Genomic DNA, 18797 nt, shown 5'->3' with positions numbered 1-18797 from the left:
ATGGTTAAGTTAGAAAGGGCGCACGGTGGATGCCTTGGCACTAGGAGCCGATGAAGGACGGGGCAAACGCCGAAACGCTTCGGGGAGCTGTAAGCAAGCGTTGATCCGGAGATGTCCGAATGGGGGAACCCACTGCCCGTAATGGGGCAGTATCCATACCTGAATCCATAGGGTATGGAGGGCACACCCGGGGAACTGAAACATCTCAGTACCCGGAGGAGAAGAAAGCAACCGCGATTCCCTGAGTAGCGGCGAGCGAAACGGGAACAGCCCAAACCAAGAGGCTTGCCTCTTGGGGTTGTAGGACCACTCAGATGGGAGTGACAAAGGAACGGGGTAGACGAAGCGGTCTGGAAAGGCCCGCCAGAGAAGGTGACAGCCCTGTAGTCGAAACTTCGTTCCCTCCCGAGTGGCTCCTGAGTACGACGGGACACGGGGAATCCCGTCGGAAGCAGGGAGGACCATCTCCCAAGGCTAAATACTCCCTAGTGACCGATAGTGAACCAGTACCGTGAGGGAAAGGTGAAAAGCACCCCGGAAGGGGAGTGAAAGAGAACCTGAAACCGTGTGCCTACAAGTAGTCAGAGCCCGTTGATGGGTGATGGCGTGCCTTTTGTAGAATGAACCGGCGAGTTACGATGACGTGCGAGGTTAAGTCGAAAAGACGGAGCCGCAGCGAAAGCGAGTCTGAATAGGGCGCATAGTACGTCGTCGTAGACCCGAAACCAGGTGATCTACCCATGCCCAGGGTGAAGGTAGGGTAACACCTACTGGAGGCCCGAACCCACGCACGTTGAAAAGTGCGGGGATGAGGTGTGGGTAGGGGTGAAATGCCAATCGAACCTGGAGATAGCTGGTTCTCCCCGAAATAGCTTTAGGGCTAGCCTCAAGGGAAGAGTCTTGGAGGTAGAGCACTGATTGAGCTAGGGGCCCTCATCGGGTTACCGAACTCAGTCAAACTCCGAATGCCAACGACTTATCCTTGGGAGTCAGACTACGAGTGATAAGATCCGTAGTCGAGAGGGAAACAGCCCAGACCACCAGCTAAGGTCCCTAAGTGTACGTTAAGTGGAAAAGGATGTGGAGTTGCCCAGACAACCAGGATGTTGGCTTAGAAGCAGCCATCATTTAAAGAGTGCGTAATAGCTCACTGGTCGAGTGACTCTGCGCCGAAAATGTACCGGGGCTAAACGTACCACCGAAGCTGTGGGATGACCGATGGTCATCGGTAGGGGAGCGTTCTAAGTGCGCTGAAGCGAGACCGGAAGGACTCGTGGAGCGCTTAGAAGTGAGAATGCCGGTGTGAGTAGCGAAAACAGAGGTGAGAATCCTCTGCACCGAAAGCCTAAGGGTTCCTGAGGAAGGTTCGTCCGCTCAGGGTTAGTCGGGACCTAAGCCGAGGCCGAAAGGCGTAGGTGATGGGCAACAGGTCGAGATTCCTGTACCACCTCCTCACCGTTTGAGCGATGGGGGGACGCAGGAAGGTAGGGCGAGCAGGCTGCTGGAATAGCCTGTCCAAGCGGTTAGGCCGCCAGATAGGCAAATCCGTCTGGCAACAAGGCGGAGCCGTGATGGCGAAGGGACCTTTGGTCCCGAAGTCCCCGATCCTACACTGCCAAGAAAAGCCTCTAGCGAGGTGGGAGGTGCCCGTACCGCAAACCGACACAGGTAGGCGAGGAGAGAATCCTAAGGTGCGCGGGAGAACTCTCGTTAAGGAACTCGGCAAAATGACCCCGTAACTTCGGGAGAAGGGGTGCTCTCTTGGGTCTCAAGCCCGAGGGAGCCGCAGTGAAAAGGCCCAAGCGACTGTTTATCAAAAACACAGGTCTCTGCGAAGCCGAAAGGCGAAGTATAGGGGCTGATACCTGCCCGGTGCTGGAAGGTTAAGGGGAGCGCTTAAGCCGCAAGGCTGAAGGTGCGAACCGAAGCCCCAGTAAACGGCGGCCGTAACTATAACGGTCCTAAGGTAGCGAAATTCCTTGTCGGGTAAGTTCCGACCCGCACGAAAGGTGTAACGACTTGGGCACTGTCTCAACGAGAGACCCGGTGAAATCATACTACCTGTGAAGATGCAGGTTACCCGCGACAGGACGGAAAGACCCCGTGGAGCTTTACTGCAGCCTGATATGGAATTTTGGTATCGCTTGTACAGGATAGGTGGGAGCCTGGGAAGCCGGAGCGCCAGCTTCGGTGGAGGCGACGGTGGGATACCACCCTGGCGGTATTGAAATTCTAACCCGCACCCCTTATCGGGGTGGGAGACAGTGTCAGGTGGGCAGTTTGACTGGGGCGGTCGCCTCCCAAAAGGTAACGGAGGCGCCCAAAGGTTCCCTCAGAATGGTTGGAAATCATTCGGAGAGTGCAAAGGCAGAAGGGAGCTTGACTGCGAGACGGACAGGTCGAGCAGGGACGAAAGTCGGGCTTAGTGATCCGGTGGTTCCGTATGGAAGGGCCATCGCTCAACGGATAAAAGCTACCCCGGGGATAACAGGCTGATCTCCCCCAAGAGTCCACATCGACGGGGAGGTTTGGCACCTCGATGTCGGCTCATCGCATCCTGGGGCTGTAGTCGGTCCCAAGGGTTGGGCTGTTCGCCCATTAAAGCGGTACGCGAGCTGGGTTCAGAACGTCGTGAGACAGTTCGGTCCCTATCCGTCGCGGGCGCAGGAAATTTGAGAGGAGCTGTCCTTAGTACGAGAGGACCGGGATGGACGCACCGCTGGTGTACCAGTTGTCCCGCCAGGGGCACCGCTGGGTAGCTATGTGCGGAAGGGATAAGCGCTGAAAGCATCTAAGCGTGAAGCCCCCCTCAAGATGAGATTTCCCATCGCGAAAAGCGAGTAAGATCCCTCGAAGATGACGAGGTCGATAGGTCCGAGGTGGAAGCGTGGCGACACGTGGAGCTGACGGATACTAATCGATCGAGGACTTAACCAAGCGGAAAAACGGAAGCCGCCCAGCGAAACGGTTTCTTCCAAACGAACGGTTATCTAGTTTTGAGGGAATGAAATCCCCATCTTGACAAAACTAGCCGCTCATATATAATAATTCTTGTCCATTACTTGCCTAGTGACAATAGCGGAGAGGAAACACCCGTTCCCATTCCGAACACGGAAGTTAAGCTCTCCAGCGCCGATGGTAGTTGGGGCCAGCGCCCCTGCGAGAGTAGGTCGTCGCTAGGCGGTTTATAATGGAGGATTAGCTCAGCTGGGAGAGCACTTGCCTTACAAGCAAGGGGTCGGCGGTTCGATCCCGTCATCCTCCATCATAATAATGTGCAGAGCATGAGTTTCTCGGTATATTTTCTATTTCCGAGGAATCCTGTTGAATAAGGAACACGGAAATAATTATAGAAACAATTGATGTTTATGCCGGCTTAGCTCAATTGGTAGAGCAACTGACTTGTAATCAGTAGGTTGCGGGTTCAAGTCCTGCAGCCGGCATTGTAATAATGTTAATGTTTACCATTAACACAATAGAAAACAATAAGCCTACACTTCCATGATCTGCTGCGAGTTGTCCTGAAACGTTTAGCATCGTTGAATATGCATAAAGAGGAAGAGACAACGGAGAATGACGATTGTTTTTGTTTGCCATATGAGCCATTAGCTCAGTAGGTAGAGCATCTGACTTTTAATCAGAGGGTCGGAGGTTCGAATCCTCCATGGCTCACTCTTCAGTTGCGGGTGTGGCGGAATTGGCAGACGCACCAGACTTAGGATCTGGCGCCTTACGGCGTGGGGGTTCAAGTCCCTCCACCCGCACTTCATATTGAAGCTGCGGAAGTAGTTCAGTGGTAGAACACCACCTTGCCAAGGTGGGGGTCGCGGGTTCGAGTCCCGTCTTCCGCTCCAGTAACCGCCGGGGTGGCGGAATTGGCAGACGCACAGGACTTAAAATCCTGGGGTAGGTAACTACCGTGCCGGTTCGAGTCCGGCCCTCGGCATGTGCGCTCGTAGCTCAATTGGATAGAGCATCTGACTACGGATCAGAAGGTTAGGGGTTCGAATCCTCTCGAGCGCGTCATTACGGGAAGTAGCTCAGCTTGGTAGAGCACATGGTTTGGGACCATGGGGTCGCAGGTTCGAATCCTGTCTTCCCGATTTAGAGAAAAGAGGGGGCCTTAGCTCAGCTGGGAGAGCGCCTGCTTTGCACGCAGGAGGTCATCGGTTCGATCCCGATAGGCTCCACCATTGCAATTTAGTTTATGGCGGCGTAGCTCAGCTGGCTAGAGCGTACGGTTCATACCCGTGAGGTCGGGGGTTCGATCCCCCCCGCCGCCATTGTGTGATGGACCTTTAGCTCAGCTGGTTAGAGCAGACGGCTCATAACCGTCCGGTCGTAGGTTCGAGTCCTACAAGGTCCACCATATTCTTTATTGTGATGGAGGAGTACCCAAGTCTGGCTGAAGGGGTCGGTCTTGAAAACCGAGAGGCGCCGCAAGGCGCGCGGGGGTTCGAATCCCTCCTCCTCCGCCACATGTGATATGTGATATATGGATATATTTGTTGCTATCGCCGCGGGGTGGAGCAGTCCGGTAGCTCGTCGGGCTCATAACCCGAAGGTCGCAGGTTCAAATCCTGCCCCCGCAACCATATTGGTCCCGTAGTGTAGTGGTTCACATGCCTGCCTGTCACGCAGGAGATCGCGGGTTCGATCCCCGTCGGGACCGCCACAGTAAGTGATTAAAAATGGCTTGGCAGCAATGAACCTAAGCTTCCACGAATCCGTTGTGAGCTGTTCCGATGCATCCGATATTCTTGAAATGGATAAAAGTATTGATTGCGAGTTGTTTTGATGCATTTGCCGCTTTTGAATTTGCTAATAGTGGAAGAGCCAACGTATAAAAGTTTGAAAATGCATACGGCTCGGTAGCTCAGTCGGTAGAGCAAAGGACTGAAAATCCTTGTGTCGGCGGTTCGATTCCGTCCCGAGCCACCTTTAGATTCTTTTGCGATCAGTTTGAAATTACGATTTTTTGTCATTCATTCTTATTACAGTATTGAAAGGGATAACACATAAAAAATTTGACGATTTTGAGTATAACCCAATCGTTTATGCCGGCTTAGCTCAATTGGTAGAGCAACTGACTTGTAATCAGTAGGTTGCGGGTTCAAGTCCTGCAGCCGGCACCACAGATTGTGGCGACTATGGCGAAGTGGTTAACGCACCAGATTGTGGCTCTGGCATGCGTGGGTTCGATTCCCACTAGTCGCCCTTGGCATGCGGGTGTAGTTTAGTGGTAAAACCTCAGCCTTCCAAGCTGATGTCGTGGGTTCGATTCCCATCACCCGCTTTCTTGGGCCTATAGCTCAGCTGGTTAGAGCGCACGCCTGATAAGCGTGAGGTCGGTGGTTCAAGTCCACTTAGGCCCACCATATTGCATATTATTTGATTGTGAGTTAAACTATAGCTAGAAGGTTTTCCTTCATCCTTGCATATTTGATCCTGTTCCTTCTCTTTGAGTCACTTCAATACGTTCATTACTTTGGTGGTGCTAGTCGGAGAAGAGACAGGTTGATATAAGTTTTAGTTTATTCCGCAATAGCTCAGCGGTAGAGCAACCGGCTGTTAACCGGTAGGTCGTAGGTTCGAATCCTACTTGCGGAGCCATACGGAGAAGTACCCAAGTGGCTGAAGGGGACGGTTTGCTAAACCGTTAGGTCGCAGTTTTGCGGCGCGCGGGTTCAAATCCCGCCTTCTCCGCCATCGAAATGTGGCCCGTTGGTCAAGTGGTTAAGACACCGCCCTTTCACGGCGGTAACACGGGTTCGAATCCCGTACGGGTCATAGAAGCACCGGGAAACTGGTGCTTTTATTCTTTTATTTATTGATTAGTATGGTGTGTTCCAATATGAAAAGCGAAATTTGTCGAATTTTTTCGTATTATAGTTGCAATATAATAGATCCTTTGCTATAATCAATGATGTTAAATTAATTGACTTTGTAGGTAAACTTGGTTTTGTAGTGGAAGCAAAAATCCCATAAGCCGGATGCAGTTTAGTAGTGAAACAGCGGTTGTGCAAAACGTGATGAATCTGCTGCAAGTTGCCTCGACGCTTTGACTTCTTTTAGCAGCTGGTAGAGGAAATGACAGGATAGCTTCGGATGTGTACAGTTTAAAAAATAATGTGCGGGTGTAGTTTAGCGGTAAAACCTCAGCCTTCCAAGCTGATGTCGTGGGTTCGATTCCCATCACCCGCTCCATCAATCAATATTTGGGTACAACGCAGTGTTTCGTTTCTAAAAAGAACGAGGCATTGCGTTTTTATTTTTTATACAATTTGAAACGTAGCGTTTCCCCCGTGAATTTGCAAGAACATGTTTTGCATCGACTGCAGCAGTTTTTTGCATTGGTCTTGTGTCATGGATGGTAATAAATATACAATTTGCATGGCGTTTTTCGTGTCTTTTGTGACAGCTGTCCGCTGCGAATCAACAATTGGGCTGCCAAACGGCCCATGAATGTCCTTTGATACGAGTTTGCGGGAAAAGTTGACAGCGCGTCCATTGATGGCGATATACTCATCTTGATCCGTTCCAATCTCAACGGCAACCGGCCCTTCCAATTTATCCAAGTCATAAATGCCAATCGGAATTTTATAATATAGGGAAAAGAAATTGTTCACGTCAGCTGCCGAGTGGATAGTCGGGATAAAACTTTTCTTTTGAATACGCCGGTATAAGCTTTCCGATGAAGGACGATATCTGCTCGGATCTGTGCCGATTGCTTTAAAGATTCTGCGCCATTCTGCTAGTTCGGGAATGTCGGCAACAGCGGTTTCCTGTAAATCAAAATAAATAGATTCTTGAAATAATTGGAGTTTCCCTTTTAACATTTGCGGAGAATCATCGACGACGATATGATGATAAAGTATCACACCTATTTTAAATTCAGGAATGGTCAGTTTTATCGCTTTGGAAACAGCAATGTCCATAGCTTTTTCACCTCACAAATTTTCCTTTATTGTAACATAAATTCAGAACTTTGGCGAAAGGAGGGAAAACGATGGATGCGGCAGCGTTGAAAAAAGAAATTATTGAATATAGCAAAACGATCGGTATTGATAAAATTGGATTTGCTAGCGCTGATCCATTTGTCGAGTTAAAGGAACGGCTTCGGCGCCAGCAAGAGTTAGGATATCAATCAGGATTTGAAGAACAGGATGTTGAGAAAAGAACGAATCCTTCGCTGCTTTTGCCAGAGGCAAAATCCATTATTGCGATTGCCTTGGCATATCCGTCTAAAATGAAAAATGCTCCGCGTGGCACAAAAATGGAAAGAAGAGGGATCTTTTGCAGAGCGTCATGGGGCAAGGATTATCATGACGTTTTACGAGAACGTCTTGGAAAGTTAGAAGCATTTATTTTAGAGAGGGTTCCCCATGCTAAAGTAAAATCAATGGTGGATACGGGGGAATTGGCAGACCGCGCTGTTGCTGAACGTGCTGGTATCGGCTGGAGTGGAAAAAATTGTTCTATTATTACTCCAGAGTTTGGTTCTTATGTTTATTTAGGAGAAATGATCACCAACATTCCGTTTCCTCCCGATGAACCTATTGAGAGCCGTTGCGGAACGTGTACGAAGTGCATCGATGCTTGTCCGACGGGAGCGCTTGTGCAAGGGGGACAGTTGAATGCCCAGCGATGCATCTCATTTTTAACACAAACAAAAGGTTTTTTAGCCGATGAATTTCGCGATAAAATTGGAAACCGGTTATATGGGTGTGATACGTGCCAAATGGTTTGTCCTGAAAATAAAGGAAAGGACTTTCATCTTCATCCAGAAATGGAGCCAGACCCTGAAGTGGTGAAGCCAAAATTAATTCCGCTTTTGCATATAAGCAATCGAGAGTTTAAAGAAAAGTTTGGTTCGCTCGCCGGGGCATGGCGCGGGAAAAAACCGATTCAACGAAATGCGATTTTAGCGTTAGCGCATTATAAAGACAAAACTGCAGTTCCCCATTTGCTAAAGCTATTAAAGGAAGATAGCCGTCCTGTCATTCGCGGAACGGCAGCGTGGGCGCTCGGAAAAATAGGCGATACGCGCGTAGTTCCCGATTTGGAGGAAGCAAGCAGGACGGAAAAAGATCGGGAAGTCCTTTCCGAAATACAAAAGGGATTGCAGTTATTGCGTTCGAATGAAGAAAAGGGAAAAAATCGCTCGCCTGCCACGTAAAGTAGTAGCAAAAAAGAAAGTGGTGAGCGATTGTGAAAAAACAGCTGCAACGTTTATTAGAAAAAAGAGCGCAACTTTTCGTGTCTAAAGACGGACGCAATGTAGAAGAAGCGGTGGAAAGGAAACGCCGGTTATTCGAGAGACGAGGTGCAGAAATTGTTCGCTGCGCGATTAACAGCCAAATTATAAGTAAACGCGTAATGGAAAAAGAGGGAAAGATCATTTATTTGGCGCATTATCAGTTTTTAGTAAAGCATGGCGCTGAGATGTACGTAGAGGAACAGGTAGAGGAAAGAAGAGCGCATTTTGAACGTGGAGAACTGGTGAAGGATGAAAAAGTGACCGCCGTAGAACCGGGGACGGCTCACCTTCGTTTAGAACGAGAGATGTTAGTGGATGAAAGGATTTCCTATGAATATGATCGGGCAAGGGCGGTGCGTTATGCCGAAACGTGGTGGAACAGCTACAATCCAGCGTTTCCGCGGTTTGAAGTGAATTGCACGAATTTTGTTTCCCAATGTGTGTACGCAGGTGGAGCACCGATGACTGGATATCCGAATCGCGCAAAAGGCTGGTGGTGCAAAAATAACAATTGGAGCTATAGTTGGGCAGTGGCCCATTCTTTCCGTTGGTACTTAAGCGGAACACGCGTCGGCTTGCAAACGATTGAAGTGTCATCACCAGAACAGTTGATGGCTGGAGATATTATTTGTTATGATTTTCAAGGAGACGGCCGCTTTGACCACTCAACGATTGTCGTGGCGAAGGATGCGAACGGAATGCCGTTAGTGAACGCTCATACAACGAATAGCCGCATGCGCTATTGGTCGTATGAAGATTCTACAGCGTACACGCCTAATATTCGCTATAAGTTTTTTCATATTATTGATCGAAAGTAACAATGTTGTTTTGAGGTGAATCGATATGCCACTACATGTAGTATTATATCAACCGGAAATTCCAGCAAATACGGGGAACATTGCACGTACTTGCGCAGCGACAGATACAGCGCTTCATTTGATTCGTCCGCTCGGTTTTTCCACAGATGATAAAATGTTAAAGCGAGCGGGGCTGGACTATTGGCCGTATGTCAATATTTCTTATTACGATTCGCTAGATGAGTTATTTGAGCGATACCCGCACGGAGAGTTTTACTTTATCACGAAGTTTGGCAAAAAATATTATGATTCCTTCGATTTTAGTGATACCAAAAAAGATCTTTTTTTTGTGTTTGGGCGTGAAACGACAGGATTGCCAAAAGATTTGCTTGAAGCGAATATGGACCGCTGTCTGCGCATTCCGATGAATGATAAAGTTCGTTCATTAAATCTGTCAAATACCGCCGCTATTTTAGTGTATGAAGCGTTGCGCCAACAAAAATTTAACGGTTTATTTTAATAACAATAAAAACGACCTTCTGAAAAGGAGGTCGTTTTTATGCATTAATTTTTTACACCTGGTTTATCTTCGTAGCCAGCCGTAAAGATTGCAGTTAAGAAGGCGATGATCACGCCTAATACAAGCAGTGTACGCATGCCGCTTCCTCCTTTGCGAAATGTTTGTCCCACCTTCTCATTATAGCGGATATGACGAATGTTGTGAATGGCAAGCATTATCGCAACAAACAGACAAATTTTTTTTGCAATGAATGATACGGGACATCCTTGCATACATTGTAATAATCTCGTTGTTAAGACATCAAGGATAAGGAGGTCCTTTATGGATATTTTAAAGAAAATTGCGCAATATCGGGAAGAAGAGGAACGGCTAAAATGGGAAGGTACGTTCGCAGAGTATTTAGAGATTTTAAAAGAAAAGCCATGGATTGCTCAGTCCGCACACTCACGCGTTTATAATATGATTAAAGATGCTGGAATCGAAGTAGTAAATGGAAGAAAACGATATAAATTTTTCAGTAATCAGTTATTTGGATTAGAAGAGGCGTTAGAACGTTTAGTGGAAGAGTATTTTCATCCGGCGGCAAAGCGGCTTGATGTGCGCAAACGTATTTTGTTGCTGATGGGACCTGTTGGAGGCGGGAAGTCAACGCTTGTAACGCTGTTAAAACGGGGATTAGAAGCATATTCGTTGACGGATCGCGGCGCCGTATATGCGATTAAAGGATGCCCGATGCACGAGGAAGCATACATATGATAAGTAAACTACAAAAGAGCTGCTAAATGGCAGCTCTTTTTCATTGCGATATGCTATCGGAAGCGGTAGTCTGTAATTTTAAGCTTCGGCGGTTTTGGATATTTTCCCATTTTCGTCGGTTCGACGACTTCAATCGTGATGTATTCAAACAAAGAATGAATGGCGTACTTTTTCGCTTCATAGCTTAGGTTGTGCCATTCTTTTTTAATATTTTCTAACACCGTTTTGATTTCTTCAAGTGAAGCTTCTTCTTCGTACTCGTTTAGAAGTTCATATAATTCCATTTCCTGAACTGCAATCTCTTGCATTCGTTTGTTGTATTCGTCTTTGGGGATTTCTCCTGTGATGTAGAGTTCTTTGATGCGTTCTTTTCGCCCTTTCAGTTTTTGAAGTTGTTTTTCAATGAAGTCAGAGTCTAATTCTTTTTCCAATTCATTCGTTTCGACTTCGAGTTCTAGTTTTTCCGGAATATGAAGTGCTTCCAAAAATACCTGTTCGATCGCTTCTTCGGCGATAGTTTGCACATCGCAGTTGCCAAATTTGAAGCGACCTTGGCATTTATAGTAGCGATATACGCCTCCAGATTTCCGTTTTCTTTGAGCTCCTGTAAATGACTTTCCGCATTTGGCGCAGCGGACGACGCCGGAAAAAGGGTAATGGTTGCCCGAACGAAATGCCATATTGTAACGATTTTGCAAAAGTTCCTGTACTTCTCGGAACGTTTCTTCTGAAATGATAGGCACGAAATTTTCTTGTTTGATTGGTGTGATTACGGGCTGCCCACCAAGTTTTTGTTTTGATATACTGCGATAGTTCCAGCGAATATAGCCGGCGTAAATCGGATTGCGCAGAACATAGCGAACGGCAAAGTCGCTCCACATTTCTCCTTTTTTCGTTTTTACACCTTGCTTATTAAGCTGCTTTGCGATGTTTTGTGAGCCGTGTGTTTTGTATTTTTCAAAGATAAAACGCACCCATTTGGCTTCTTCCAGGTTAATGCGCAGCTCTCCATCAATCAAATCATACCCGTATGGGGCAGGAGCGCCGTTTCTCTGCCCTGTTTTGGAACGTTCAAGCATATTTTCGAAGACGCGCTCTGCTATGGTTTCCCGTTCCCATTCTGCGATTGTGGCAACGATAGTAATGAAAAGGCGTCCGTTCGCTGTTGTCGTTTCAAATGACTCCGTGGCAGATTTGAACATCACATCGTATTTTTGCATGATTTTAAGCAATTTATGGAGATCGAGGACCGAACGAACAAGTCGGTCCAAGCGATAAACAATGACGACATCGAATTTCTTTTGCTGCATATCCTTTATTAGTCGCTGCAAAGCTGGGCGGTCCATGTTTTTGGCTGAATAGCCATCATCACAATAGTCATCGACAATCGTCCAGCCTTGCGAAAGCGCAAACGCTTCTAGCCGCATTTTTTGTGCTTCTAAGGAGAATCCTTCTTCTTTTTGCATATCAGTACTTACCCGACGATACATTACGCATCTCATCAGTCTGCCTCCTTGTTATAGTGTATTCATCGGGTAGGACATACTTTCCTAAAAAGGAATTCTTTTTCTCTAAGCATACCGATCTGTGTGTCTCAAAGATGGGTGGCTTCTGGTACAATATCTCACCCATTGCTCGACCGTCATAACTAATATGCGGTTTCTGATCTGTGCTAAACGTTCTTCGCACAACTCTGGCGTTACTCTCAACATATTGGACATATGCTTGATTATGTATTGCTCGTGCCAGTCAATGAATCTCATCTCAACATATGAAAGGGAATAGCAGCGTATTTAGTAAAATTATTTGTGTCCCGTCCGTAGCTCTCGAAAAGCCTCCTGCATCATGCTCTGCACACCGACGTGCCGGAGGAAATAGCATAACTCATAAAAAAGCTTCTCGTTTCTCCTTTTTTGATAGACGTGAATCAATGGCAATACAATGAAAGCGCCCCACGACTGGATGGGTTGAGGGAAACGGCTTTTCGCGAAGGAAAATACTTCAGAAATTGTTAACGGATTAATCCCACTTTGTCGAAAAATATTTAGGCTCTTAAAAATTTTGTCAATCCTTCAACGCAGCCGTATGGTAGCGGCGTAGCTCTGTATTATTCCTTTCTTAGGGATGTGATAGAACTAATGTTCGGTTTAGCGATAAAAAGAAAAAATCCCTTTATAAAAGGATTTTTATTGAATAAAAACTCGAATTAAAAGACCAGCAATGCCATTGCGTTGCTAAAGGTCACTGTCATTTTCTAAATATCTACTGATTAAAACGGATCAGTCCTGTTTTGTAGTATTATCAGGCATTTCTACACCAAGATCTTTGTGTCGTTTTGTTGTTTTTCAAAATCTATCCTATTATCCTCAAGAGGCTCTAAATAACCATTATTTTTCTTGCGTGGTTTTTGTTTTTTGCTGCAATAGTTTGGTTCTTTTTCGTTTGGTGGCTGCAAAAACTTCAGAAACTGTGTGAGGCTTGTGATTCATATTTTCCTCCTTCCGTTTACATTTGAAAGAGGAAAATCTTCCGTTACTTTACCCGATGAGTTCAATGCTTTTGACGATGTTATTTGTTTCAAGGACGGCTTGTTGAATGGTAGAGAGATCTTCCTTTGTCGCCATGTTTGTTTTGATGGTGTCAAGCTCCGATTGAATGTACGTCAGTTTTTCAAGAATTTGGTTAAGGGTCGATTCCATATTCATCATCCTTTCAGAAGGGATTGAGCTGCGCCTTTTTATTAATGTTAGATGATTCATCGAAGTGTTCTAACTACCTTATATCTAAGTTCTCCCTTAACCGAGCTTGCTGGTATAACAATGGATTGTGGATGTGTTTCTAAAATCGTTTGAATCATTCCGGTTATGTTCCGTCTCTCCTCTGGGTGAGTTTCTTTGCAACTTGAACGAGCTAAAGGAGATCGGGCGGGAGTTCGGATAGGTCAGCAAACAATTCGGACAGTGAAATACCGAGAGCGTCACAAATGCGTTCTAAAGAATCTAGCGATGGATTGCTTTTTCCAGTTTCAATTTTCGAAATTTGTGAAGGGTCTAATTGAACTTTTTCAGCCAGCTGGCGAGCGGAAATGTTTTTGGATTCACGCAAATATTTAATAGTTTGCCAATGTTCATCTTATCTACTTGCATCTCTAGTTCATCGGGATTTTTAACTTTATAACCAAACAATTTATAAGTCGCTGTATCAATAGCATAACCTGTAGGATTGTCTGTTCTTCCAAGGATATAGTCAGTGGTTACACCATAAAAATCAGCAAAAGCCGCAATTGGCTCAAGGTTTCGATCCCTGATTCGTATCTAGATAATTGCACATTGGAAATACCAATAGCTTCAGCGACTTGCTTTTGGGAGTAGTCAAACTTTTCTCTTAAGTCATTTAGGCGTTTTCCTATAAATATCCATGGGTTAACACCTTTTTTAGTTATGATTCTTTTCACTAATTTTAGCATTTACCAATATGGTAAAAAGCGATTTTGCCAAAACGGTAAAAATATATTTTTTGCCAAAAAAGTAGATAAGATAAAAAACTTTGTAAAGCAAGAATATATCTCGTTGGAAGAGATGGCTGATTTACTAGGATACGAAAGCCCTAATGATTACTATCTTGAAAAAGGGAGAGTTAATTTTCCGGTCGATATAGTCATCGTTTCCGAAGTTTTAAAATACCAATCGAGCAGATTTTTGACGAAATGGAAAATTAAGCGCTGTGCCCTAGGCGTATCGATCAATGAACTACTAAAGAAGGGGAGAGATTCCGCTCACGCAAGCTGAATATGAAAAATTACACCAGCAAATTCGGAAAGACGTGTTAAAAGAATTGTCACAGCTCCAGGCGCGCATGCATTGGAACGAATTGACGATTTTCTTGTCTAATGTTTCGATGAACAAGCAAGCGTAAATACCGGCAAGGCTTTTATACACACTCATTCGTTTTGTTCTCGGTGTTAAGCGTGCCGAGCATATCACTGTGAGGGAAAGCTTTCTCGCTGATTTGCTGCCAATGATTGAAATGCATAAAGAAGTGACGAAATGAATCTCGAACAACGTCTTTCGGAATTAGAAGCGCACGTTTCTCGTCTTGAAAAAGCAGCAGCCGCAGCAAACAGCGGCTGATCGAATAATCGCATCGATTAACAACGTGATCCAAAAGCATTTGGACTTCCAGAACGGCTTTAGAGAAAGGTGAAACAGCTGATCAGAACGCTATTTACGCAGCCAATGGCTCGATCAGTCGTTAAGATCAAAGGGCTATAGTCTAAACCTTTTTCCATTCTGCAATATCAGCTGGAACATCAGGAATTGAGCGTCTAATTTATCGCACTCAAAGCAGCCAGTTGCATGGCAAATTGCGTCGTCAGCAGCTGTGTTTGGGATTGATAGTGTCCATATCCGATACCATTGATAATTAATAAATTTATTTACGTATTTGATGTACATTGGACCAATTGGACTTTTGTAATAATACATTAGCTGGCGGGTATCCATAAGGGCAGATAGAATGCCGACCTGTTAGTCTACTAATACTACCTTGCCTTGAAAGCATATATATCCCTAAACCCAAAAAAGGAGAGAGTTTATATGAAGATCAACCTGACTGTTGAGCAAGCTAAAAAATTTCTATTGTGCTTCGTAGAAGACGCAAAACGCATCGTAAAAGAACGCAAACGCCAGCAAAAGGAAGCAGCTAATAAAGGAAAAGCAAGCTAACTGGCGGCAGAAAGGAAGGAAATGAAGCACCTACTCATTTGCGCGAAAAATTAAGGAATAAGGAGTGGGGTAATGTACGCGGTACTTTCAGCAAGCAGGTTGCCGAAAGCGGCAAAGGCTAGGGAAGTTTGCGCGAAGCTGCGGAACAATCAACGCTGCTGATGGCGTTAGAATTAGCTGTCAAGGCAGAACTTCACCAGCGGTTCGAAAAAAGAAAAAGCAGCAAGCTAAACGCTTACTGCCATCATTGTTTAAGCCCGTTTGCTCGATTTCAGCTTATCGTATCATCACTTGCAGCACAAAGCAAATTCGGCAAGCAAATGCGCCAGCTGTTATCCATGTTAGTGGAGAAACCTATCGCCGTTTTAGAAGCAGAAAACAAAAAGAGAAATGGTCCAGCGAAGAAAAGTTTTACTGATGGCATCATCAACACATTTTGACAATTGATCAGCTTGCGGAAAAATTGGATCGGGACAAAAAATCTATCTACAACAAGCTTTGGCAGTTGAAAAAGAAAGGCGGTATTCAACACGTCATATGAAAGGAGGAAATGAAGCACCTACTATATCGTATGCTTCATAGGCGAAAATATGCCATTTGAGGTGGAGTTCACCATAAAAGAAAACGGCGATTTCCAAATGATTCACACCGCACTTGTATACGCCCTAAGTGTTTCAGAGTGCCGGCAAATTGCCTTGGAAAAGAAGAAAATAAAATAAACATTGCGTTTCATAGTAGGCCAAACTGTGACCCAAAAAAGATATGGATTTTCCACAGATAGTTGAACTTGTTTATCTATAGCCCCAATATTGCTGGTACTGAAGGACGTAAGGGGGATGTTGGTATTGCTGAATATATTGTAGCTGTTGATTTAAATATTGATGAGGTATATTTTCTTTTGCTCTGTTGCAATTCTTATATGGACCTATATAAGTGGTGGGTTGGACCGGTGCAATTGCTTGTTTCCATTGATTTTCATCGAGACAATAGGTATGCGATATGATATTTGCCGGAGTAAATTTTAAGATGTCTGAACCTAAAATCACTTCTGGAGTTGGCGCATCAAAAATTGCCAAAAGGTGAGTGTTATCAACTTTAGCTACTTCATAATGCCACCAACTTCTTGGAATGTTTGCCACTTGTCCGGGTGTAATAGAATAACTGAGAATTTGTTTTGTAAATGGGTTCAGCATCGATACAGTAGCAGCGCCAGAAATACAGTAGACTAGCTCGGCTGCATTTGGGTGATAGTGTGGTTCTATGACATTATTAGCACTTAGGAAAATGTCTAACAGAGACACATTTTCCAGTGTATTCAACTGTTTCACACCTAATACGTTAATATAGTTGTTGTTATCTTTTTTAAACAGGGAGCTTTTATTTACATCGAAAGTGTATTGAGGGGATGGAGGTGTGCCATCCATATGTGAAGCCATAAATTCTCTTCACCTCTTTACATTAGCTATAAAAACAAACTTTATAGGTATGTTATGAACTTACAGTTAATTTGGTGTGCGGTGTGCAGTTCGAAGATATTGCGAAGCACGAAGCAAAGGAGACGGAAAATTGAATTTCTTGAAGAAGTTATTTAGAAAAAAGAAATCGAGCAAAGCTCGCAAAATTTTTTAAAAGATGATGTAAATAAAAATTATGTTTGTTTAGTTCTCGACTCAATCAATAGGAAAAGGTGATTGGAATATGAAAAAAGCACATGAGGGCTTTGCAATGGGGATATTGCGTTATGGCGAAGCGAAGCCGATAAAGGAAGAGCACTCGGAATAATTAGAGATCAAGTTTAATGAACAATTAGAGCTCTTTTTATGAAATTAGCTATCAAATAAACAAAAAAGGATAGATCGATATGACCCATCCCATCAAACTTTTAAACGGATTCTGGATTAGTAACCGCCAAAGAAACAGCTGCATCCAACAATAATTAAAAGGATAAACAGCACAACAACTAAAGCAAAGTTAGATCTAAAGCCATCTGACATTTTGTAACCCTCCTGTTTTAAAAGGATAGTACATCCTATGTAAAACATAGCGAGCCTGTTATAAGGCAAGTAGTACAGGTAATAAAAAAATGATGAATCAGTTTGGCATTTTGTTAACACGGACGGTGAAAGCGTGCAGTAGCTTTTGATTTGGGCATGAACAGCAAAAAGGATTTTGGGAACGTGCGATCTTTATCCGGCGTTGTATGACGGAAGACGGTGTATATGATTACGAAATTTATAATGATTTCGGCATGAGCGAGCGTAAGTATTATCGCATCAAATCACGGGCATTTACGTAGCCATGCTCCAGGAGCTTTTGGCATAACCTTTGGTTACATTGGTGTAAATCAAGATAGCATGGATAAAGCAATGGCGAAATTTAAAATTAAATATTAGTGTTGATATTTCACGAAAGAAAAAGGACCAGTCTTTGAACTGCACCCCAATTGTTAGACACAATTAACCATTGGAGGTGCAGTTTTTATATGACTAAATACAGTTTAGAAACAAAATTAGCTGCGGTGAGGGCTTATCTTGAAGGGGGAGATTCCTTTCAGGTAACCGCACAAAAGCATAATGTCAGTGTATCGATGTTAAAAAAATGGGTGATGAAGTACAGAGAACATGGATCCGAAGCATTTCAAAAAATGTATACAAATTACTCCATGGAGTTTAAAATGGACGTAATCAACTACATGAACCTATCCCGGCAATTCATGAAAATTGGATCACGTGGAAAAGGTGTTGAGAGAGTCCAACGAGAGCTAACAATCAAGAGAGACGGCATCTTCGGTAAACAAACTGAGGCTGCGGTAAAAGCGTATCAAGAGCGGAAAGGGCTTGTTGCACACGGAATCGTCGGACTGAAAGCATGGAATATGCTTTTTTAGAGCGTCAAAAAGAGCGGGTGAAAAAAGTTTAAATCGTCTGAATGTCGTTTTATTTTTATAAAAAGAAAAAATTTTTTATAAAATCTATTTACTAAGGTAAATAGATTAGGTATAATAAAAGGAGACGAACAAAGGGAGATGATAAAAATACTCGATATCGTCGAGAAAATCATGAGCATGGCGGCGGCAACGCCAGCATCAAGATTTATCTTGGATAGAAAAAAGAAAAATAAAAAGCGACGATCAAAGAAGAAACGTCACAAATAACCACAAACGGAAGCCCAACTTTCGGGAAGGGCTTCTACAATAAAAATCATATCATTTCCCAATACAAATGTCAAAGGTCATCCTTAATGTCTTAATTGCGATCATCGCCATTACGTTTCTAATTACAGCCAGCTTTCGTCATCTAGGCACCTAGACATCGCATTGTTAGTAGCCCTTGTGCTTTGGACTTGGACGCTTATTGATCGCTTAATTGAGCGCATCCGCAAATGAGCAGGAGGTGAAAAAGTGCAATACCATCTTAATTCCCGGCAAGAAGTTGAGGACTTCATTCGAAATGAGGTCCTCACCACTTCGGAGGTGAAAGAAATTTTAAATGTTACACGACAGCGGCTTCATGCACTGGTGAGTGCAGAAAAGCTAAAGCCAATAAAACGCTTAAAAAGTGAAAGTTTATTTTTACGAACAGACATTGAACGGCTACAAGCGGAGTTACGAAAAGCACGAAAAAAATACCGACCTTATGAATGAAGGTAATTTAAAAGCTGGGAGATTATAAACGCACCCCAGCTTTTATTATTCCCCTGTCATTTAGAAGGAGATTTTTTATATATAAATAAAAATAAAA

The 18797-nt window shown here is 44.3% G+C and carries 14 protein-coding genes, 23 tRNA genes, 2 rRNA genes and 1 pseudogene; 33 read left to right on the top strand and 7 right to left on the bottom strand.

The genetic code is table 11. The features are described from left to right. The first annotated feature begins 2 nt into the window (after positions 1 to 2). From MWM02_RS16460 to MWM02_RS16340, 25 genes are all read left to right on the top strand, one after another. Positions 3 to 2937: ribosomal RNA gene (locus MWM02_RS16460) — 23S ribosomal RNA — on the top strand. A 128-nt stretch (positions 2938 to 3065) separates the two neighbouring features. After that, positions 3066 to 3182: ribosomal RNA gene (gene rrf / locus MWM02_RS16455) — 5S ribosomal RNA — on the top strand. 10 nt (positions 3183 to 3192) lie between these two features. Beyond that, positions 3193 to 3265: transfer RNA gene (locus MWM02_RS16450), tRNA-Val, on the top strand. A 105-nt stretch (positions 3266 to 3370) separates the two neighbouring features. Continuing rightward, positions 3371 to 3443: transfer RNA gene (locus MWM02_RS16445), tRNA-Thr, on the top strand. 156 nt (positions 3444 to 3599) lie between these two features. Then, a tRNA-Lys gene (locus MWM02_RS16440) sits at positions 3600 to 3672 on the top strand. A gap of 10 nt (positions 3673 to 3682) precedes the next feature. Further along, positions 3683 to 3764, top strand: a tRNA-Leu gene (locus tag MWM02_RS16435). A 15-nt stretch (positions 3765 to 3779) separates the two neighbouring features. Continuing rightward, positions 3780 to 3854: transfer RNA gene (locus tag MWM02_RS16430), tRNA-Gly, on the top strand. A gap of 6 nt (positions 3855 to 3860) precedes the next feature. Further along, a tRNA-Leu gene (locus MWM02_RS16425) sits at positions 3861 to 3946 on the top strand. 3 nt (positions 3947 to 3949) lie between these two features. After that, positions 3950 to 4023 (top strand) — tRNA-Arg (locus tag MWM02_RS16420). Between the two features lie 6 nt (positions 4024 to 4029). Then, positions 4030 to 4103, top strand: a tRNA-Pro gene (locus MWM02_RS16415). A gap of 14 nt (positions 4104 to 4117) precedes the next feature. Next, positions 4118 to 4193, top strand: a tRNA-Ala gene (locus MWM02_RS16410). 16 nt (positions 4194 to 4209) lie between these two features. Beyond that, a tRNA-Met gene (locus MWM02_RS16405) sits at positions 4210 to 4283 on the top strand. A gap of 9 nt (positions 4284 to 4292) precedes the next feature. Continuing rightward, positions 4293 to 4369, top strand: a tRNA-Ile gene (locus MWM02_RS16400). 16 nt (positions 4370 to 4385) lie between these two features. Next, positions 4386 to 4478 (top strand) — tRNA-Ser (locus tag MWM02_RS16395). Positions 4479 to 4518: 40 nt separating this feature from the next. Then, positions 4519 to 4595, top strand: a tRNA-Met gene (locus tag MWM02_RS16390). Between the two features lie 4 nt (positions 4596 to 4599). Beyond that, positions 4600 to 4675 (top strand) — tRNA-Asp (locus MWM02_RS16385). 190 nt (positions 4676 to 4865) lie between these two features. Continuing rightward, positions 4866 to 4938, top strand: a tRNA-Phe gene (locus MWM02_RS16380). Positions 4939 to 5059: 121 nt separating this feature from the next. Then, positions 5060 to 5135 (top strand) — tRNA-Thr (locus MWM02_RS16375). A gap of 9 nt (positions 5136 to 5144) precedes the next feature. Continuing rightward, positions 5145 to 5217: transfer RNA gene (locus MWM02_RS16370), tRNA-His, on the top strand. 8 nt (positions 5218 to 5225) lie between these two features. Further along, a tRNA-Gly gene (locus MWM02_RS16365) sits at positions 5226 to 5296 on the top strand. A 5-nt stretch (positions 5297 to 5301) separates the two neighbouring features. After that, positions 5302 to 5378, top strand: a tRNA-Ile gene (locus tag MWM02_RS16360). Positions 5379 to 5538: 160 nt separating this feature from the next. After that, a tRNA-Asn gene (locus tag MWM02_RS16355) sits at positions 5539 to 5613 on the top strand. A 3-nt stretch (positions 5614 to 5616) separates the two neighbouring features. Further along, positions 5617 to 5709 (top strand) — tRNA-Ser (locus MWM02_RS16350). Positions 5710 to 5718: 9 nt separating this feature from the next. Continuing rightward, positions 5719 to 5790 (top strand) — tRNA-Glu (locus tag MWM02_RS16345). Between the two features lie 343 nt (positions 5791 to 6133). After that, positions 6134 to 6207, top strand: a tRNA-Gly gene (locus MWM02_RS16340). Between the two features lie 68 nt (positions 6208 to 6275). Here the strand turns inward: MWM02_RS16340 and MWM02_RS16335 are convergent. Then, positions 6276 to 6938, bottom strand: coding sequence for a B3/B4 domain-containing protein (locus MWM02_RS16335; RefSeq protein WP_244402458.1), 663 nt, complete (start codon positions 6936 to 6938; stop codon positions 6276 to 6278). A gap of 71 nt (positions 6939 to 7009) precedes the next feature. On the opposite strand from MWM02_RS16335, the gene queG reads away from it, so the two are divergent. The 4 genes and pseudogenes from queG to MWM02_RS16315 all read left to right on the top strand — a co-directional run. Then, positions 7010 to 8179 (top strand): tRNA epoxyqueuosine(34) reductase QueG, encoded by a 1170-nt coding sequence (gene queG, locus MWM02_RS16330; protein WP_244402457.1) that lies wholly within the window; start codon positions 7010 to 7012, stop codon positions 8177 to 8179. A gap of 32 nt (positions 8180 to 8211) precedes the next feature. Further along, the gene (locus MWM02_RS16325) at positions 8212 to 9078 is read left to right on the top strand and encodes an amidase domain-containing protein (protein WP_244402456.1); all 867 of its coding nucleotides are present in this window, start codon (positions 8212 to 8214) and stop codon (positions 9076 to 9078) included. A gap of 25 nt (positions 9079 to 9103) precedes the next feature. Then, a complete protein-coding gene (gene trmL / locus MWM02_RS16320; protein ID WP_064550739.1) occupies positions 9104 to 9577 on the top strand; it encodes a tRNA (uridine(34)/cytosine(34)/5-carboxymethylaminomethyluridine(34)-2'-O)-methyltransferase TrmL in 474 nt (157 codons plus the stop codon). 321 nt (positions 9578 to 9898) lie between these two features. Next, a pseudogene (locus MWM02_RS16315) lies at positions 9899 to 10321 on the top strand (protein prkA); the annotation flags it as partial. Between the two features lie 65 nt (positions 10322 to 10386). On the opposite strand, the gene MWM02_RS16310 reads toward MWM02_RS16315, so the two are convergent. The 4 genes from MWM02_RS16310 to MWM02_RS16300 form a co-directional block, all read right to left on the bottom strand. Next, complete coding sequence (locus MWM02_RS16310) at positions 10387 to 11835, bottom strand: recombinase family protein (RefSeq protein WP_064550740.1); 1449 nt, start codon at positions 11833 to 11835, stop codon at positions 10387 to 10389. A gap of 1035 nt (positions 11836 to 12870) precedes the next feature. Beyond that, positions 12871 to 13032 carry a hypothetical protein gene (locus MWM02_RS16305; protein WP_157778145.1) on the bottom strand — a complete coding sequence of 54 codons (162 nt, stop codon included), beginning with the start codon at positions 13030 to 13032 and terminating at the stop codon, positions 12871 to 12873. 211 nt (positions 13033 to 13243) lie between these two features. Then, complete coding sequence (locus MWM02_RS19715; RefSeq protein ID WP_198401550.1) at positions 13244 to 13438, bottom strand: helix-turn-helix domain-containing protein; 195 nt, start codon at positions 13436 to 13438, stop codon at positions 13244 to 13246. A gap of 148 nt (positions 13439 to 13586) precedes the next feature. Next, positions 13587 to 13799 (bottom strand): helix-turn-helix domain-containing protein, encoded by a 213-nt coding sequence (locus tag MWM02_RS16300; protein ID WP_244402455.1) that lies wholly within the window; start codon positions 13797 to 13799, stop codon positions 13587 to 13589. Positions 13800 to 14928: 1129 nt separating this feature from the next. Here MWM02_RS16300 and MWM02_RS19435 point away from each other — a divergent pair. Together MWM02_RS19435 and MWM02_RS16295 are read left to right on the top strand one after the other, a co-directional pair. Continuing rightward, on the top strand, positions 14929 to 15057 hold the full coding sequence (locus tag MWM02_RS19435) for a hypothetical protein (RefSeq protein ID WP_256462194.1): 129 nt from the start codon (positions 14929 to 14931) through the stop codon (positions 15055 to 15057). A 128-nt stretch (positions 15058 to 15185) separates the two neighbouring features. Further along, positions 15186 to 15497 carry a hypothetical protein gene (locus tag MWM02_RS16295; protein WP_064550744.1) on the top strand — a complete coding sequence of 104 codons (312 nt, stop codon included), beginning with the start codon at positions 15186 to 15188 and terminating at the stop codon, positions 15495 to 15497. Positions 15498 to 15848: 351 nt separating this feature from the next. Here MWM02_RS16295 and MWM02_RS16290 read toward each other — a convergent pair whose 3' ends face one another. Both MWM02_RS16290 and MWM02_RS16285 read right to left on the bottom strand, forming a co-directional pair. Beyond that, positions 15849 to 16493, bottom strand: coding sequence for a cupin domain-containing protein (locus MWM02_RS16290; protein WP_244402454.1), 645 nt, complete (start codon positions 16491 to 16493; stop codon positions 15849 to 15851). Between the two features lie 462 nt (positions 16494 to 16955). Then, positions 16956 to 17051, bottom strand: coding sequence for a YjcZ family sporulation protein (locus MWM02_RS16285; protein WP_081260216.1), 96 nt, complete (start codon positions 17049 to 17051; stop codon positions 16956 to 16958). Between the two features lie 488 nt (positions 17052 to 17539). Here MWM02_RS16285 and MWM02_RS16280 point away from each other — a divergent pair, with 488 nt between their 5' ends. Then, entirely contained in the window at positions 17540 to 17944 is a 405-nt protein-coding gene (locus tag MWM02_RS16280; RefSeq protein ID WP_064550746.1) for a helix-turn-helix domain-containing protein, read from the top strand. 513 nt (positions 17945 to 18457) lie between these two features. Beyond that, entirely contained in the window at positions 18458 to 18700 is a 243-nt protein-coding gene (locus MWM02_RS16275; RefSeq protein ID WP_064550747.1) for a helix-turn-helix domain-containing protein, read from the top strand. The last annotated feature ends 97 nt before the right edge of the window (positions 18701 to 18797 follow it).

Source organism: Parageobacillus sp. KH3-4, from assembly GCF_022846435.1.
Classification (GTDB): domain Bacteria; phylum Bacillota; class Bacilli; order Bacillales; family Anoxybacillaceae; genus Parageobacillus; species Parageobacillus thermoglucosidasius_A.
This window is presented reverse-complemented; position numbering and strand designations above follow the sequence as displayed.